This is a genomic window from Falsiroseomonas oleicola (genome assembly GCF_019029495.1).
Taxonomy (GTDB): Bacteria; Pseudomonadota; Alphaproteobacteria; order Acetobacterales; family Acetobacteraceae; genus Falsiroseomonas; species Falsiroseomonas oleicola.
In genome coordinates this window covers 1,339,153-1,355,083 of the sequence record NZ_JAERQM010000001.1, presented here as the reverse complement: position 1 = coordinate 1,355,083, position 15,931 = coordinate 1,339,153, and the positions used below count along the sequence as shown (strand labels likewise).

Below are 15,931 nucleotides of genomic sequence, written 5' to 3'. Positions count from 1 at the left end.
GTTGCGTCTGTGGAAAGCCTGTTTCCCGGCCTCGGGTTCCCCGCGCGAACCCGGCCATATCCCCGGGCGTTGACCCAGCCTCGGGACGAGGAGGACAGGATATGGACGACAAGGACCGGATCGGCGAGGCAAAAGGCGCGGAGGACGCGCTGCGCCCGACCTTGCCCGGCGGCGAAAGGGTGCGGGAAGGCGAGAGCGGCGACGCCCCCGATGCCGTGACCGACGTGCTGGATGAGCGTGCCGCCGGCCAGATCGACGACCCGATCCAGCCCGGCGAGACCCAGCCGGGCGAGCGGATCGAACAGGCGCAGCTTCGCGGCGGCCCGGTCGATATCGCGCCGGAACGCCTGCGCGGCTAGCCTGCCCGCCTCGGCGCGGGAGGTGGGCGATGCTGCGGACGGCGATCATCGGCGCGGGCAAATGGGGACGCATCCTGGTGGAGAGCGTCCAGGACGATGCCGCGACCGGGCTGCGCTTCACCGCCGCCGCCACCGCCACGCCCGACAAGGCGCAGGACTGGGCCGCGGCGCGGGGCATCGCCCTGCATGCGGATTACGCCGCCGTGCTGGCCGATCCGGCCATCGACGCAGTGGTGCTGGCCACCCCGCATGGCCAGCACGCCGCGCAGGTCGCGGCGGCCGCCGCGGCCGGAAAGCATGTCTTCGTCGAAAAGCCCTTCACCCTGGAACTGCCCGGCGCCCAGGCGGCGGCGGAGGCCTGCCGGGCGGCCGGGGTGGTGCTGGCGCTCGGCCATAACCGCCGCTTCCTGCCCGCTGCCCAGGCGATGAAGCAGGCGATGGCGGAGGGGCGGCTCGGCACCCTGCTGCATGTGGAGGGGCATTTCGGTGGCCCGGCCGGCTTCGCCTACCAGCCCGGCGGCTGGCGCGCCGAAACCCGGGAAAGCCCGCTCGGCGGCATGGGCAGCAGCGGCATGCATATGCTCGACATGATGATCCACCTGGCGGGCCCGATCGCCCGCGTCGCCGTGGAAAGCCGGGCGCTGGTGCTGACCAATGGTCTGGACGATGCCACTGCCATGCTCTGCGGCTTTGCCAGCGGCGCCACCGGCAATTTCGCGACGCTGGCCGCCGCCCCCCGCTACTGGCGCGTCGCGCTGTTCGGCAGCGACCGCATCCTGGAGATGCGCGGCCAGGACCAGTTGGTGGAGACGCCGCGCGAGGGGCCGCCCACCATCCGGGACTTTCCGCCCACCGATATCGAGCGCGCCGAACTCATGGCCTTCGCCGCCGCGGCCCAGGGCGGCGCGCCCTATCCGCTGACCCCGGCGGAGGCGGTGCATGGCGTCGCGGTCTTCGCCGCCATGCAGCGGGCCGCCGCGACCGGGGCGGTTCAGCCGGTGGTATAGGTCAATATGGCGGCGGCCAGGTCCTCCCCGGCCCAGCCGACCGACTTGAACACGGTCACCTCCGCCCCGTCGCGCCGCCCGGGATGGGTGCCGCGGCAAAGCTCGAAAAGATCGGCGGCGACATGGGCCTCCGTGATCGCGCCCTCGGCGATCGCCTGCACCACGTCGCCGGCCTCCGCCAGCCCGCCGGCCCGGGTGTCCAGCACCAGGGTGGCGCGGGCGAGCAGCGCGCCGTCGCTTTCCCGCATCGTCGGGCGGAAGGCGCCGACCAGGTCCACATGCGTGCCGGGTGATACCGCCGCGCCCCGCACCAGCGGGGTTTCGGACAGGGTGGCGGCGGAGACGATGTCATAGCCGGCCGGATCGGGGTCCTCGGTCGCCACCGCCGGCAGGCCATGCGCGGCCAGGCGCTCGGCCAAAGCGCGGGCATGGGCCGGGTTGCGCGACCAGATGGCCGCCTGTTCCAGGGGGAAGCGGTCGCACCAGGCCTCCGCCAGCGCCGCGCCGACCCGGCCGGCGCCCAGCACCAGCAGGCGGCGACTGTCTTTCCGGGCCAGGAGGCGGCCGGCCAGGGTGCTGGCGGCGGCGGTGCGGCGATCCGTCAGCTCCCCGCCATCCAGCATCGCCAGCGGCTGGCCGGTGGCGGCATCGGACAGCAGATACACCGCCTGCACCGCCGGCAGGCCGCGCGCGCCATTGCCGGGGGCGACATGCACGATCTTCACGCCCGTGTAATTATCCGACCAGGCCGGCATCAGCAGCAGCATGCCCTCCGCCGCGCCGTGCACCGGGGGCAGGGGGTGGCGGTGGCGCAGCGGCGCGTTGCAGCCCTGGCGGAACATCGATTCCAGCGCCGCCTCCAACCCTTCCCAGGGCAGGCTGGCCTGAATCTGCTCCGCCGAAATGATCCGCATGTCTGCTTGCCCTTCGCCGCAATCCCATGTCGCAGATTGGCGCCTGCGTGACGATCGGGGAAGCCAGCGGGTTTGACAGGGTCCGGCCGCCCCCCTAGGCGAAGCGCCTCGGCGTGCCATGTTGCGCGTTGATCCCGGCCCGAGGCTGGCGCAGCATGTCCCGGCAGGGAACATCTCGCCCGCGAATCGGCGGGCAATGAGGCTTTGAGACAAATAATGGGAGTGCTCGGAATGAAAGCTCTTCGCCTGGCCCTGACCGCCGTGCTCGGCGGCGTGGCCATGATGGCAACGCCCGCGCTCGCGCAGGCCCCCGGTTCACCGACGCTGGACGCGATCCGCGCCCGCGGCACGCTGATCTGCGGCGTGAACACCGGCCTGGCCGGCTTCGCCCAGCCCGACAGCCAGGGCGTCTGGCGCGGCTTCGACGTGGATTACTGCCGCGCCGTCGCCGTCGCCCTGTGGAACGACCCGACCAAGGTCCGCTACGTTCCCACTACCGCCCAGAACCGCTTCACCGCGCTGCAGTCCGGCGAAGTGGACCTGCTGGTCCGGAACACGACCTGGACCCTGTCCCGCGACACCTCGCTGGGCTTCGACTTCACCGGCATCAACTTCTTCGACGGCCAGGGCTTCATGGTGAAGACCGCCGCCGGCGTGCGCACCGCGCGTGACCTGAACGGCGCCACCATCTGCGTCCAGCCCGGCACCACCACCGAGCAGAACCTGACCGACTGGGCGCGGGCCAACCGCATCCGCTTCACCCCCGTGGTGATCGAGCGTCTGGAAGAAGTGGTGGGCGCCTATGTGTCCGGCCGCTGCGATGCCTATACCACCGACGTCTCCGGACTGGCTTCCACCCGTTCGGCCCAGCCGCGCCCGGCCGACCACATGATCCTGCCGGATGTCATCAGCAAGGAACCGCTTGGCCCGGCAGTCCGCCATGGCGACCAGCGCTTCGCCGACCTGGTGAAGTGGGTGCATTTCGGGCTGGTGGGTGCCGAGGAACTGGGCATCACCGCGGCGAATGTCGCCCAGGCGGCGCAGTCCGACGCGCGGCCTGACGTGCAGCGCATGCTCGGCCGCAGCGGTGAGCTCGGCCAGATGCTGGGCGTGGACAATCTGTGGATGGTCAACATCATCCGCACGCTGGGCAATTACGGCGAGATCTTCGAGCGCAACCTGACGCCGATCGGGCTGCAGCGCGGCCCGAACGCGCTGTGGACCAATGGCGGCCTGCAATACGCCCCGCCGCTGCGCTGAACCCTTCGCGCGCGGCCCCGGCCGCGCGCGAGAACCTGCCCGGGCGGCCGCTGGCTGCCCGAGCGTGATGACTTGAGGCGGAATCGCCGAAAAGTCTGAATCACGCGATCAGACGAGAGCGTGATGACTTGAGGCGGAATCGCCGAAAAGTCTGAATCACGCGATCGGACAAAGGCTCTGAGGGGGCGGCGGCCCCGCTTTTGCATGGCCGGCCCGGCATGCCACCCCCTCCCTCCTCCACCGGGACCCTCGGTCCCGCGACACCATATCGCCGGCGGGAGCCAACCTGCCGGAGCCTGATCCTCAGCAGGGATGCCGCATGTCCTCCTCGACCGCCGATCCGCGCCTGAGCAAGGCCGGGCCGCCCCGACGCCCGCTTCGCCTGTCCTGGTCCGACGAACGCCTGCGCGGCATCGTCTGGCAGGTGCTGGTCGTCGGCATCGTGGGGGTGATCGTCTACTGGCTGTGGTCCAACACGGTGCACAATCTGGAAGTGCGCCGCATCGCCACCGGCTTCGGCTTCCTGGGGCGGGAGGCGGGGCTGCCGATCGGCGAGAGCCTGATCGACTATGACCCCACCGACACCTATCGCCGCGCCTTGACCGTGGGCGTGCTGAACACGCTGAAGGTCGCCGTGGTCGGCGTGGTTCTGGCCACCATCCTCGGCACGCTGGTCGGCATTGCCCGGCTGTCGCGCAACTGGATGCTGTCGAAGATGGCCGGCTTCTATATCGAGGTCATCCGCGACCTGCCGCTGCTGCTGCAATTGCTGTTCTGGTACACCATCCTCCAGACCCTGCCGGTGCCTCGCCAGGCGCTGAACCCGGTGGGGGGCGTGTTCCTGTCCAACCGGGGCATGAAGCTGCCCTTCATCGAATGGCTGCCGGCGCATAGCCTGGCGCTGCTGGCCCTGGTGGCGGGATCCGTGCTGACCCTGCTGGTCGGCCGCGCCCTGCGCGCCCGGCAATATGCCGATGGCCAGCCGCGCAAGCTGTGGCCCGCCGCGCTCGGCCTGATGGGCGGGCTGCCGCTGCTGGTCTGGCTGGCGCATGGCGCGCCCTTCACCCCAGATATCCCGGCGCTGCGCGGTTTCAACTTCCAGGGCGGCATCACCATCACGCCGGAATACGCGGCGCTGCTGATCGGCCTGGTCACCTACACCGCCGGCTTCATCGCGGAGATCGTCCGCGCCGGCATCCAGGCGGTGAACCAGGGGCAGTGGGAGGCGGCGCAGGCGCTGGGCATGCGCCGCGGCGATATCCTGAAGCGCATCGTGCTGCCGCAGGCGCTGCGCGTCATCATCCCGCCGATGACCAGCCAGTACCTGAACCTGACCAAGAACAGCTCGCTGGCCGTCGCCATCGGCTACCAGGACATCGTCAGCATTGCCAATACCACGCTGAACCAGACCGGCCAGGCGATCGAGGGCATCGCCATCATCATGCTGGTCTACCTGACCATCAGCCTCTCGATCAGCCTTTTCATGAACTGGTATAATTCCCGAATTGCCCTGGTGGAGCGCTGAGCATGAGCGATGTCACGCTGAATGCCGCCACCGCCAACCCGGAGGCGGCCCCCCGCACCGCCCCGGTGGCGACCACCGGCGCCCTGGCCTGGGCGCGCACCAACCTGTTCTCCTCCTGGCTCAACACCGCGCTGACGCTGGTGATGGCCTATCTGCTGGTCCGTTGGACCATCGGCTTCATCGACTGGGCCTTCATCAATGCCATCTGGTCGGTGCCGATGCAGGGCAATGTGCCGCAGACCCAGGTCTGCCGCGACCTGGAAGGGTCCGGCGCCTGCTGGGCGGTGATCGGGGAGAAGCACCGCTTCATCCTGTTCGGCACCTACCCCTATGAGGAACACTGGCGGCCGCTGCTGGTCTGCGCGCTTTTCATCGGCCTCTACGTCGTCTCTGCCATGCGACGCTTCTGGTCCTGGGTGCTGATCCCGATCTGGATCGTCACCCTGACCGTCATCGGCGTGCTGATGTGGGGCGGCATCCTCGGCATGACCTATGTGCCGCAGGAGCGTTGGGGCGGGCTGCCGATCACGCTGATCCTGTCCACCTTCGGGCTGGCCTTCGCCTTTCCGCTGGCCATCCTGGTGGCGCTCGGCCGGCGCTCGAACCTGCCGGCGATCAAGACGCTCTGCGTGCTGTATGTGGAGCTGATCCGTGGCGTGCCGCTGATCAGCCTGCTGTTCATGGCCAGCGTGATGTTCCCGCTGTTCCTGCCGGAGGGCATGAACATCGACAAGCTGCTGCGCGCGCAGATCGCCATCACGCTCTTCGCCGGTGCGTATCTGGCGGAAGTCGTGCGGGCCGGGCTGCAAACCCTGCCGCGCGGGCAGTATGAGGCGGCGGAGGCGCTGGGCCTGTCCTATTGGCAGAAGACCGGCTTCATCATCCTGCCGCAGGCGCTGCGGCTGGTGATCCCGCCGCTGGTGAACACCTTCATCGGCTTCTTCAAGGACACGAGCCTGGTGCTCATCATCGGCATCTTCGACCTGCTGACCGCGGGCAAGACCGCCATCGTGGAGCCTGCCTGGCAGGGCTTCGGCATCGAGGTCTATGTCTTCGTCGGCGCCATCTACCTGGTGTTCTGCTTCGCCATGTCGAAGTACAGCCAGGGTCTCGAACGCGATCTCAACCAACATCGGCGCCGCTGAACCGGTGCGAAGGGAAGCTGAACATGGGTGACACCCTCGAAACCGAAGGCCGCTTCGCCTCCGCGGTGCGGGCCGATGCGCCGCCGGCCATCCTGCTGCAGGACGTCAACAAGTGGTTCGGCGCGCTGCATGTGCTGCGCGACATCAACCTGTCCGTCGCCACCGGGGAACGGGTGGTGGTCTGCGGCCCCTCCGGCTCCGGCAAGTCCACCATGATCCGCTGCATCAACCGGTTGGAGCAGCACCAGCAGGGCAAGATCATCGTCGATGGGATCGAGCTGTCGGACGACCTGCGCAGCCTGGACGCGATCCGCCGCGAGGTCGGCATGGTGTTCCAGTCCTTCAACCTGTTCCCGCATCTGACGATCCTGGAGAACTGCACCCTGGCGCCGATCTGGGTGCGCCGGATGCCGAAGAAGGAAGCGGAAGAACTGGCGATGGAATACCTGGAACGGGTGCGCATCCCGGAACAGGCGAAGAAGTATCCGGGTCAGCTTTCCGGCGGCCAGCAGCAGCGCGTGGCGATCGCCCGCGCGCTGTGCATGAAGCCCAAGATCATGCTGTTCGACGAGCCGACCAGCGCGCTCGACCCCGAGATGATCAAGGAGGTGCTGGACACCATGGTGATGCTGGCCGAGACCGGCATGACCATGATCTGCGTGACCCATGAGATGGGTTTCGCGCGCCAGGTCGCCGACCGGGTGGTGTTCATGGACCGCGGCGAGATCGTGGAAAGCGGGGAGCCGGAGGCGCTGTTCAGCAACCCGAAGACCGACCGCCTGCGCCTGTTCCTCAGCCAGATCCTGCGCGGGCATTGAGCCCTACCCGGGCGGGGAGGGGCTTTCCGCCTCGCTCCGCCCGGCAAGCAGCCGGAGCTTCTCCACCGCGACCGTCTCGCTTTCCTTGTAGTCGATCGTCCCGGCAAAACGCCCTGCGGCGTCCAGCAGCAGGACGCTCGCCGTGTGGTCCATGGTATAGCCTCCGCCTTCCAGCGGCACGCGGCGGTAGCTGATGCGAAAGGCTTCCGCCGCCCGGGCGATCTGCGCCTCGTTCCCGCTCAGGCCGCGGATGCGCGGGTCGAAGGCGGACAGGTAGTCGGCCATGGCCTGCGGCGTGTCGCGCCCGGCATCGACGCTGACGAAGACCCAGTGCAGCCGGTCCGCACCTTCGCCCAGTGCCGCGATGAAACTGGTCATGTCGCCCAGCGTGGTCGGGCAGATATCCGGGCAGTAGGTGAAGCCGAAGAAGATCGCCATCGGCCGGCCGAGGAAGTCGCGCTCCGTCACCGCGCGGCCGGTGTGGTCGGTCAGCTCGAAAGGCCCGCCGATCTGCAGGCTGGCCGGGCCGGAGGCGACAGGCGGCGGGCCGAGCGGCCCATCCGTCACCAGCCAGCCGCCGGCCACGGCCAGCAGCAGACCGGACAGCAGCACCACGCCGCCCCAGGCCAGCCGGCGCACCAGGCGCAGCGCCCTCATGGCCGCGCCCTGGCCGGCAGTTGGGCAGGTCGCCACAGCAGCAGGCGCAGCGCGTTCAGCGTGACCAGCACGGTGGCGCCGGTATCGGCCAGAATGGCGGGCCACAGCCCGGTCAGGCCCATCAGCGTGGTCACCAGGAACACCGCCTTCAGCCCCACCGCCACCGCCACATTCTGCTTCACATTGGCCATGGTGGCGCGGGACAGGCCGACCAGCTCCGCCACCCCCGTCACACGGTCCCGCAGCACGGCGGCATCGGCCGCTTCCAGCGCCACATCGGTGCCGCCGCCCATGGCGATGCCGACCGAGGCGGCAGCCAGGGCCGGCGCGTCATTGATGCCGTCCCCCACCATGATGACCGGGCCGTCCTGCCGCAGCCGGGCGATGGCGCGCAGCTTGTCGTCCGGCAGCAGCTCCGCCTGCACCTCCAGCCCCAGCGCGCCGGCCAGGGCGGCGCCGGTGCGGGCGTTGTCGCCGGTCAGCATCACGGGCCGCAGCCCCTGCGCCCGCAGCGCGGCGATGCCGGCCTGGGCATCCGGGCGCGGTTCGTCGCGCAGCGCGATCAGGCCGAGCAGACGCTCCCCGGCCAGCAGCACGGCGACGGTCCTGCCCTCCGCCTCCAGCCGCGACAGCTCGCCTTCCAGCGTCCCGAAATCCGCGTTTTTTTCCGTCGCATGGCGCGGGCTGCCCAGGGCCATGCGGCGGCCCTCCACCAGCGCGGTCACGGCCTTTCCGGGAATGGCGGCATGTTCGCTGGCCCGGGGCGCCGTCACGCCCCGTGCCAAGGCCTCGGCCAGGATGGCGGCGGCGAGCGGATGGCTGGAACCCTGTTCCACCGCCGCGGCCCAGCCCAGCACCTGCACCTCCGTCACGCCCGGCGCGGCCAGGATGTCGGTGACGCGCGGCCGGCCCTCGGTCAGCGTGCCGGTCTTGTCGAAGGCGACCGTCCGCGCCCCACCGATCGCCTCCAGCGCCGCGCCACCCTTCACCAGCAGGCCACGCCGCGCGCCGGCCGAAAGGCCGGAGGCCATGGCGGCGGGCACGGAAATCACCAGCGCGCAGGGGCAGGCGATCAGCAGCACCGCCAGGCCGCGATAGAGGCTGGTGCCCCAGTCCCAGCCCAGCAGCGGCGGCGACAGCAGGATCACCAGCGCCGAGACCAGCATCGCCCCCGGCGTCCACCAGGTGGAAAACCGCTCGATGAAACGCTGCGTCGGCGCGCGGCTGGCGGTGGCTTCCTCCACCATGCGGATGATGCGGGCGATGGTGTTGTCGGCGGCGCCGCGGGTGACGCGGATGCGCAGCGCGCCCTCCGCATTGATGGCGCCGGCCACCACCGCCTCCCCCGGCCCACGGCTGACGGGCAGGCTCTCGCCGGTCACCGGACTTTCATCCAGGGCGGAGGTGCCCTCCTCGATAACGCCGTCGCAGGGCAGGCGGTCGCCGGGGCGGACCAGCACCAGATCACCCACGGCCAGAAGGCCGGCGGCGAGCTGTTCGGTGGTGCCATCGGCGCGCAGCCGCAGGGCGGTGCGGGGCATCAGGCTGGACAAGGCGCGGATGCCGGCTCGGGCGCGGCCGGCGGCGACATTCTCCAGCATCTCGCCGAGGGCGAACAGCAGCACGACCACCGCCGCCTCCTCCGCCGCGCCGATCAGCGTGGCGCCGACGGTGGCGACCACCACCAGCGTCTCGATGGAAAAGGGCGATCCGGCGCGGGCCAGCGCAAAGGCACGGCGGCCGAAGGGCCAGAGCGCGACCAGCGTCGCCACCACGAACAGCGGATAGGTCAGGTCGGCCGGCAGCAGCAGCGACAGCGCATAGGCGGCGCCCACCAGCCCGCCGAGCAGCCAGACCAGCCGCGCCTTCGACGTCCCCCACCAGGGTTTTGGGGCATCCGCGGCGTCGTCATGGTCGTGATGGCCGTGCGCCACCGGGCTGGGGGCCGCCGCCGCCTCGCCGAGCGCCGTGGCCTTGTAGCCCAGGCCTGCCACCTGCCCCGTGATGTCCTCCGCCGTCGCGCCGCCCGGCGCCAGGGACAGGGTCAGGCGCTCCGCCATCAGGTTCACCTCGACCCGCGAAACCCCCGGCAGACGTTCCACCGCCCGGGTCACGGAGGCGACGCAGGCGGCGCAATCCATGCCCGCCACCCGCCAGCTCCGTCGTTCCAAACCGTCCATCCGCCTGGTCCCTTGCCGATGGAGATGGTTATGGGACCTCCAGTGGCTGGAAGTTCAAGCCCCCTGTCCCCACCTCCCGGGACAGGAGACTCCGCGATGCAGAGCTACGCGATCGGCGACCTGGCCCGCGCCACGGGCGTGAAGGCCACCACCATCCGCTGGTATGAGCAGGAAGGCTGGCTGCCGCCGCCCGCCCGCACCGCCGGCGGCCACCGCGCCTATGGCCCGGCGCATCTGCGCCGCCTGGGCTTCATCCGCCATGCGCGGGAGCTGGGCTTCGGCAGCGACGCGATCCGCGCCCTGCTCGGCCTGGCCGACCGGCCACAGGCGGACTGCACCCAGGCCCATGCCCTGGCCACCGCCCAGATCGCCGAGATCGACGCCCGGATGCGCCGGCTGGCCGCGCTGCGGGCGGAGCTTTCGCGGATGGCGGCAAGCTGCGAGGGCGGATCGGCCGGGGATTGCCGGATCATCGAGACGCTGGCCGATTTCGGCCATGGCCATTGCGCCGATGCCAGCCATGGGAAACTGGCGGCCGAGCCGTAGCGTGCCAGATCCGCGCGCGCTTGCATGGCGCTGGCAGGGCAGCCTATGCCTGCGGCTGTTCCGCAACTGGAGCGTGACTTGAGCCACCCCATCGGCGCCCGGCCTGCCTCCCTGGCCTCCATCATCGCGGTACTGGGCATTGTCTATGGCGATATCGGCACCAGCCCGCTTTATGCGATGCGGGCCTCACTGCTGCTGTTCGCCGCCGACGGGATCTCGGAATTCGAGATCCTGGGCATCCTCAGCCTGATCTTCTGGTCGCTGATCCTCGTCGTCACCGTGAAATATGTCGGCTTCATCCTGCGGGCCGACAACCGGGGCGAGGGCGGCATCATGGCGCTGGCCGCCCTGGCCCAGCAGGCCTTGCCGGAGGGCACCTGGCTGCGCCGCGCGGTGCTGGTGGTGGGTATCGCCGGCGCCAGCCTGTTCTTCAGCGACGGCATGGTGACCCCGGCGATTTCGGTGCTCTCGGCGGTGGAGGGGCTGAAGATCGTCTCCCCGGCGATGGAGCCGGCGGTGATCCCCGTCTCGCTCGCCGTGCTGGTCGGGCTGTTCCTGGTGCAGTATCGCGGCACCGGCTCCATGGGCCGGATCTTCGGGCCGGTGACGGCGCTGTGGTTCCTGGTGCTGGCCCTGCTGGGGCTGGCGCAGATCGTGCAGAATCCGGCGGTGCTGTCGGCGGTGTCGCCGCATCATGCGATCGCCTTCTGCCTGGAGAATCGCCTGGCGGCCTTCATCTCGCTCGGCGCCGTGGTGCTGGCGGTGACGGGGGGGGAGGCGCTCTACGCCGATATGGGGCATTTCGGCGCCAAGCCGATCCGCTTCGCCTGGATGGCCATCGTCCTGCCGGCGCTGTTGCTGAACTATTTCGGCCAGGGTGCCCTGCTGCTGGCGGACCGGGAGGCGCTGGCGAATCCCTTCTTCCTTCTGGCGCCGGAGCTTTTGCGCCTGCCGCTGGTCTTCCTGGCCACCGCCGCCACCATCATCGCCAGCCAGGCGATGATCTCGGGCGCCTTTTCGGTCGCCCGGCAGGCGGTGCAGCTCGGCCTGCTGCCGCGCATGACGGTGCACCACACCAGCGAGACGGAGGAAGGGCAGATCTACCTGCCGCAGGTGAACTTCATGCTGCTGTTCGGCGTGGTTATCCTGGTGCTGGAATTCCGTTCCTCCGACGCGCTGGCCGCGGCCTATGGCCTGGCGGTGACCGGCACCTTCGTCTGCACCAGCCTGCTGGCCGGGGTGGTGTTCTGGCGCCGCTTCGGCTGGCCGCTCTGGCTGGCGGTGCCGGTGTTCGGCACCTTTCTGCTGATCGACGTGCTGTTCTTCGCCGCCAATGTGCTGAAGGTGCCGGAGGGCGGGTATTTCCCCCTGCTGCTGGGCATCGTGCTGTTCACGCTGATGCGCATCTGGCAGCGCGGCCGCGCCCTGCTGTTCGCCCGTTTCCGGCAGGACAGCCTGCCGTTGAAAAGCTTCCTGGCCCGGCTGCCGCAATCGCGCACCATGCGGGTGCCCGGCATTGCCGTCTTCATGACCAGCCAGGCGGATTTCGTGCCCGGCGCGCTGCTGCACAACCTGAAGCACAACAAGGTGCTGCATCAGCGCGTGCTGTTCGTGACGGTGCTGAACGAGGGCATCCCAAGGGTCGAGGACCGGCGCGAGGTGACGGAGCTGGCGCCTGACATCCATCGGGTGATCCTGCGCTATGGCTTCTTGGAAAGCCCGAACCTGCCAAAGGAGTTGGAGGCACTGCGCGATATCGGCATTGCCTTCGAGCCGATGCAGGCCAGCTACTTCCTGGGGCGGGAGACGGTGGTGGCCGCCGCGGTGCCGAAGATGTCCCGCTGGCGCCAGTGGCTGTTCACGCTGATGAGCCGCAATGCGCAGCCGGCCACCGAATTCTTCCGCATCCCGTCGGACCGGGTGGTGGAGCTGGGCGTGCGGGTGGCCATCTGAACCGCGGCCCACCATCCGGCGTTATGAATGACGGCGGCGGGAGAAGCGGCGGTGGCGGACGTGGTGGAGGTGACGCTGGTGATGACCTGGAGCCCGGCGGAGCCGCAGGGCCAGGATGGTCATCGGATCGTCTTCTCGTTGGCGCTGGATGCCCACGGCATGCCGGATGACGCTGCCTACCTCGCCGATCCGGCGCCCTGGCCGGCGCGGCGCGAAGCGCCGGAGGCGCCGGCGCTGTTCGGTGACGTGGTGCGGGAGGAGGAGGGTTGGGCGCTGCGCCTTGCCATCCCCGGCGAATCACTGGACGAGGCGCCGCTCTGCCGGCTTCAGGCCCTGTCCGGCTGGCTGCGCCCCGGCAGCGTGGTGACCATCAAGGAGCCGAATGGTACCGCCGCCGCCTGGCGTGTGGTGGCGGTGGGCTGACGGTAGGATTTTCCTGGCCCTGCGGCCCTTCCAGGGGCCTTGGCCCGCCGGATAAGCGACGGGCCGCATTCGCGGCCTCGGCCGGATTCATCGGCCGCAGGCCAGCGTTTTCGGCCGCGGTCACGCGATAGGGCCCTTGGTATCAGTCCTCGCCGCGCCCCTACTGGCCTGATCCCGACCCTGATCCCGGCCCTGATCCCGACTGGGCTGCCAGCGCGCGGGCCATCTGGCTCAGCGCCTCCTGGTGCTTCTCATTGTCGATCAGCGCGAAGTTGCGGGCCAGTTCCAGGCACATGCGCTGGCGCGGCGAGGCGTCTGCCGCGGTGCTTTCCGCGGTCAGGCCCTCGAAGAACCAGGATACCGGCACCCCCAGCACCTGCCCGATCTCGAACAGCCGCCCGGCTGAGATGCGGTTCAATCCACGCTCATACTTGTGCGCCTGCTGATAGGTCACGCCGATCAGCTTGGCGAGTTGCTGCTGGGACAGACCCATCATGACGCGGCGTTCGCGGATGCGCGCGCCCACATGGTGGTCTGCGGCGCTGGCGCGTTGGCCGGGACGCGATTCGCCCGGCATGGCGCCGGCATCATTCTCGGTTTCGATCGTCGACATGTCCCATATCCCCGCGCTGCGGTGCAGCGCTCTTTCCGGGCGGGACAATGGCCCCCCATTCGCCTTTGGCGCGCATGACAAGGCCGTGAGTGTCGCCGATCCATGCACTGTGTTGCTACTGCCGCGATCACAATTGTCGTGATGCGGCCGCCTGAGAATTCAGCCCTTTTCCGGACGCTTGGCGGCGGCCTTGTAGTATTCGACCTGCTGCCGCAGCGATTCCAGCTCCACCTGCAATGCGGCCAGCCTGGCTGAGTCGGGTGTGGTCTCCGGCTGTTCCATGTTGGGCCGGAAAGGGGAGAACAAGGTCATGGCGCGTTCCATCATCGCCATGTTCTGCTTGCTCATCTCCTCCAGGTTGGGGAAGGGCATGAAGCCGCCCATGGTCTGCTCCACGGTCTTCCGAACCTGGTCCTGCTGGCGGGAAAAGGCGCCCATGACGGATTCCAGGTAGCGTGGCACCAGCGACTGCATGCTGTCGCCGTAGAAGCCGATGATCTGCCGCAGGAAGGAGGTCGGCAGCAGGTTCCGCCCCTTCGCCTCCTCCTCCACGATGATCTGGGTCAGCACACCGCGGGTGATGTCATCGCCCGACTTTGCGTCATAGACCACGAAATACCGGCCGTTCCGGACCATCACCGCCAAATCCTCCAATGTGACGTAGGAGGAGGATTCGGTGTTGTAGAGACGGCGATTGGCGTATTTCTTCACCACGACCGGCGGCATGCCCGATCCGTCCGTGGTATCTGGCGCGGCACCGGCCCCCTTGCCTGTCGCTGCCCCGGCGCCTGCTTGGCCCGCACCTGCCTGGATCGTATCCTGCGCCATGCGTCTTGTTTCCCCTGGCGGCCCCGCCGCTGCCACAATCCTAACATGCGCCACGCTGCGGTGCGAAACACCTGATTCCGATGATTTCGAAAATCGCGCCATGTCCCGGTTTTCTGGCCTCGATTCCGCCCGTGGGGCGGGATGATGCCGGGCGATGGCCGCAAGCCGGCGGCGCCGGAGCCGGATGTGGCGGCGGAGCTGGAAAGCCTCGCGGAGGACTGGATCACCCTGTGGCAAAGCGAGATCGCCGGCCTCGCCGCGGACCGGGAGGCCGCGGAGGGCTGGGCGGCGATGAGCGCGGCCTGGGCGGGGCTGGGCGCCGCCTGGCTGCGCGCCGCCACCGCGCCCCCCTTCGGCCGTGGCGCGCCCAACTCCTGGCCCGCGCATGACGGCCCCGCTGCGCCGCCGCGGCCCACGCCCGCTGCCGCTGCACCTGATCCTGGGTGCGAGCCGGGGGATGGCGGCGCTGGCGGGCACGGCGATGCTGCCCTCCGCCGGCGGGTCGAGGAGCTGGAACGTCGGCTGGCCGCCCTGGAACCAGGGCCGCCCGATCTCCCCGGCGGGGCAGGCGGAGATGCGCCGGATCGCCGCCGCCCTCGCCGCCGCAAACCAGCCGGCTGAGGCCTTCCGGGCCGCCATCCTGCGCCGCCTGCTGCGTGCCGACCGGGCGCTGCTGGCCGGCATCGCCGCCTATCGCCGCCATCCCTACAGCCGAACCCTGCCGGACCCGCCGGCGATCTGGGCGGAGGGCGATACGCGGCTGCTGGATTATGGCGGCAGCGGACCGACGCTGCTGTTCGTCCCCTCCCTCATCAACCGGGCCCAGGTGCTGGACCTGGCGGAGGGCCGGTCGATGCTGCGCTTCCTGGCCGGGCAGGGCACCCGCCCGCTGCTGCTCGATTGGGGCTGGCCCGGGGAGGCGGAGCGCGGCTTCACCCTGACCGACTATATCGCCGGAAGGCTGGAACGGGCGCTGATGGCAGCCCCCGGCCCGGTGGTGCTGGTGGGCTATTGCATGGGCGGGCTGCTGGCCCTGGCCGCAGCACTGCGCCGGCCGGACCGGGTGCGCGCCTTGGCCCTGCTGGCGACGCCCTGGGATTTCCACACGGGGCCGGAAGAAGCCACCCGCGCGCGCACCGCCGCCGCCCTGCTGCCGGGGCTGGAGCCGATGCTTCAGGCCAGCGGCACCCTGCCCGTCGACGCCATCCAGACCCTGTTTGCCGGCCTCGACCCCTTCGGCATCCCGCAGAAATTCCGCGCTTTCGCCCGGCTCGATCCCGCCTCCGACCGCGCCCGGAACTTCGTGGCGCTGGAGGATTGGCTGAATGACGGCGTGCCCCTGGCCGCCCCCGTGGCGCGGGAGGCGCTGGGTGGCTGGTACGGCGCCAATAGCCCGGCGCGCGGCGCCTGGCGGGTGGCCGGGGCGGTGGTCGATCCGGCCGCGCTCGCCATGCCCACCTTCTGCGCCGTGCCGGCGCGCGACCGCATCGTGCCGCCGGCCTCCGCCGAGGCGCTGGCCGCGCGGCTGCGCCAGGGCCGGATCCATGTCGCCGCCGGCGGCCATATCGGCATGGCGGCCGGCAGCGGGGCGGAGGCCGCGCTGTGGCGGCCGCTGCTGGCATGGCTGCGCGACTTGTAGCGGCCGCCCTGCCGTCCCACACTGGCGTCAACGACCAGTCTCCAGAGCCAAGGAGCCCCAGGGC

General features: G+C 70.0%; 15 protein-coding genes. 10 read left to right on the top strand and 5 right to left on the bottom strand.

What is annotated here, in order from left to right; genetic code table 11:
- Positions 1-101 precede the first annotated feature (101 nt).
- A complete protein-coding gene (locus tag JJQ90_RS06520) occupies positions 102-359 on the top strand; it encodes a hypothetical protein (RefSeq protein WP_216873831.1) in 258 nt (85 codons plus the stop codon).
- A 29-nt stretch (positions 360-388) separates the two neighbouring features.
- The gene (locus JJQ90_RS06515) at positions 389-1,366 is read left to right on the top strand and encodes a Gfo/Idh/MocA family protein (protein WP_216873621.1); all 978 of its coding nucleotides are present in this window, start codon (positions 389-391) and stop codon (positions 1,364-1,366) included.
- On the opposite strand, the gene lhpI is transcribed toward JJQ90_RS06515, so the two are convergent.
- Positions 1,351-2,280 (bottom strand): bifunctional Delta(1)-pyrroline-2-carboxylate/Delta(1)-piperideine-2-carboxylate reductase, encoded by a 930-nt coding sequence (lhpI, locus tag JJQ90_RS06510; protein ID WP_216873620.1) that lies wholly within the window; start codon positions 2,278-2,280, stop codon positions 1,351-1,353. The two genes, JJQ90_RS06515 and lhpI, sit on opposite strands and share 16 nt — an antisense overlap.
- A gap of 231 nt (positions 2,281-2,511) precedes the next feature.
- On the opposite strand from lhpI, the gene JJQ90_RS06505 reads away from it, so the two are divergent.
- The 4 genes from JJQ90_RS06505 (at position 2,512) to JJQ90_RS06490 (ending at position 7,028) form a co-directional block, all read left to right on the top strand.
- Positions 2,512-3,540: an amino acid ABC transporter substrate-binding protein gene (locus tag JJQ90_RS06505; RefSeq protein ID WP_216873619.1), complete on the top strand. Its 1,029-nt coding sequence runs from the start codon at positions 2,512-2,514 to the stop codon at positions 3,538-3,540.
- A 319-nt stretch (positions 3,541-3,859) separates the two neighbouring features.
- Positions 3,860-5,065: an amino acid ABC transporter permease gene (locus JJQ90_RS06500; protein ID WP_216873618.1), complete on the top strand. Its 1,206-nt coding sequence runs from the start codon at positions 3,860-3,862 to the stop codon at positions 5,063-5,065.
- Positions 5,066-5,067: 2 nt separating this feature from the next.
- Positions 5,068-6,210, top strand: a complete 1,143-nt coding sequence (locus JJQ90_RS06495; RefSeq protein WP_216873617.1) for an amino acid ABC transporter permease — start codon at positions 5,068-5,070, stop codon at positions 6,208-6,210.
- Between the two features lie 23 nt (positions 6,211-6,233).
- The gene (locus JJQ90_RS06490; RefSeq protein WP_216873616.1) at positions 6,234-7,028 is read left to right on the top strand and encodes an amino acid ABC transporter ATP-binding protein; all 795 of its coding nucleotides are present in this window, start codon (positions 6,234-6,236) and stop codon (positions 7,026-7,028) included.
- Between the two features lie 3 nt (positions 7,029-7,031).
- On the opposite strand, the gene JJQ90_RS06485 is transcribed toward JJQ90_RS06490, so the two are convergent.
- On the bottom strand, positions 7,032-7,685 hold the full coding sequence (locus JJQ90_RS06485) for an SCO family protein (RefSeq protein ID WP_216873615.1): 654 nt from the start codon (positions 7,683-7,685) through the stop codon (positions 7,032-7,034).
- Entirely contained in the window at positions 7,682-9,865 is a 2,184-nt protein-coding gene (locus tag JJQ90_RS06480) for a heavy metal translocating P-type ATPase (protein ID WP_230410355.1), read from the bottom strand. Before JJQ90_RS06480 ends, JJQ90_RS06485 begins: the two co-directional genes overlap by 4 nt.
- 96 nt (positions 9,866-9,961) lie before the next feature.
- Between JJQ90_RS06480 and JJQ90_RS06475 the strand changes: the two genes are divergently transcribed.
- Genes JJQ90_RS06475 through JJQ90_RS06465 form a run of 3 tightly spaced genes read left to right on the top strand, consistent with a single transcriptional unit; the run spans position 9,962 to position 12,787 of the window.
- Positions 9,962-10,411: a MerR family transcriptional regulator gene (locus JJQ90_RS06475; RefSeq protein ID WP_216873614.1), complete on the top strand. Its 450-nt coding sequence runs from the start codon at positions 9,962-9,964 to the stop codon at positions 10,409-10,411.
- Positions 10,412-10,435: 24 nt separating this feature from the next.
- Positions 10,436-12,364: a potassium transporter Kup gene (locus JJQ90_RS06470; RefSeq protein ID WP_377097998.1), complete on the top strand. Its 1,929-nt coding sequence runs from the start codon at positions 10,436-10,438 to the stop codon at positions 12,362-12,364.
- A gap of 27 nt (positions 12,365-12,391) precedes the next feature.
- Entirely contained in the window at positions 12,392-12,787 is a 396-nt protein-coding gene (locus JJQ90_RS06465; protein WP_216873612.1) for a hypothetical protein, read from the top strand.
- Between the two features lie 160 nt (positions 12,788-12,947).
- Here the strand turns inward: JJQ90_RS06465 and JJQ90_RS06460 are convergent, their stop codons facing one another.
- Both JJQ90_RS06460 and phaR read right to left on the bottom strand, forming a co-directional pair.
- Entirely contained in the window at positions 12,948-13,400 is a 453-nt protein-coding gene (locus JJQ90_RS06460) for a helix-turn-helix domain-containing protein (RefSeq protein ID WP_377097995.1), read from the bottom strand.
- A gap of 159 nt (positions 13,401-13,559) precedes the next feature.
- Entirely contained in the window at positions 13,560-14,126 is a 567-nt protein-coding gene (phaR, locus tag JJQ90_RS06455) for a polyhydroxyalkanoate synthesis repressor PhaR (protein WP_216873611.1), read from the bottom strand.
- 487 nt (positions 14,127-14,613) lie between these two features.
- Between phaR and JJQ90_RS06450 the strand changes: the two genes are divergently transcribed.
- A complete protein-coding gene (locus JJQ90_RS06450; RefSeq protein ID WP_216873610.1) occupies positions 14,614-15,867 on the top strand; it encodes an alpha/beta fold hydrolase in 1,254 nt (417 codons plus the stop codon).
- Positions 15,868-15,931: the final 64 nt, after the last annotated feature.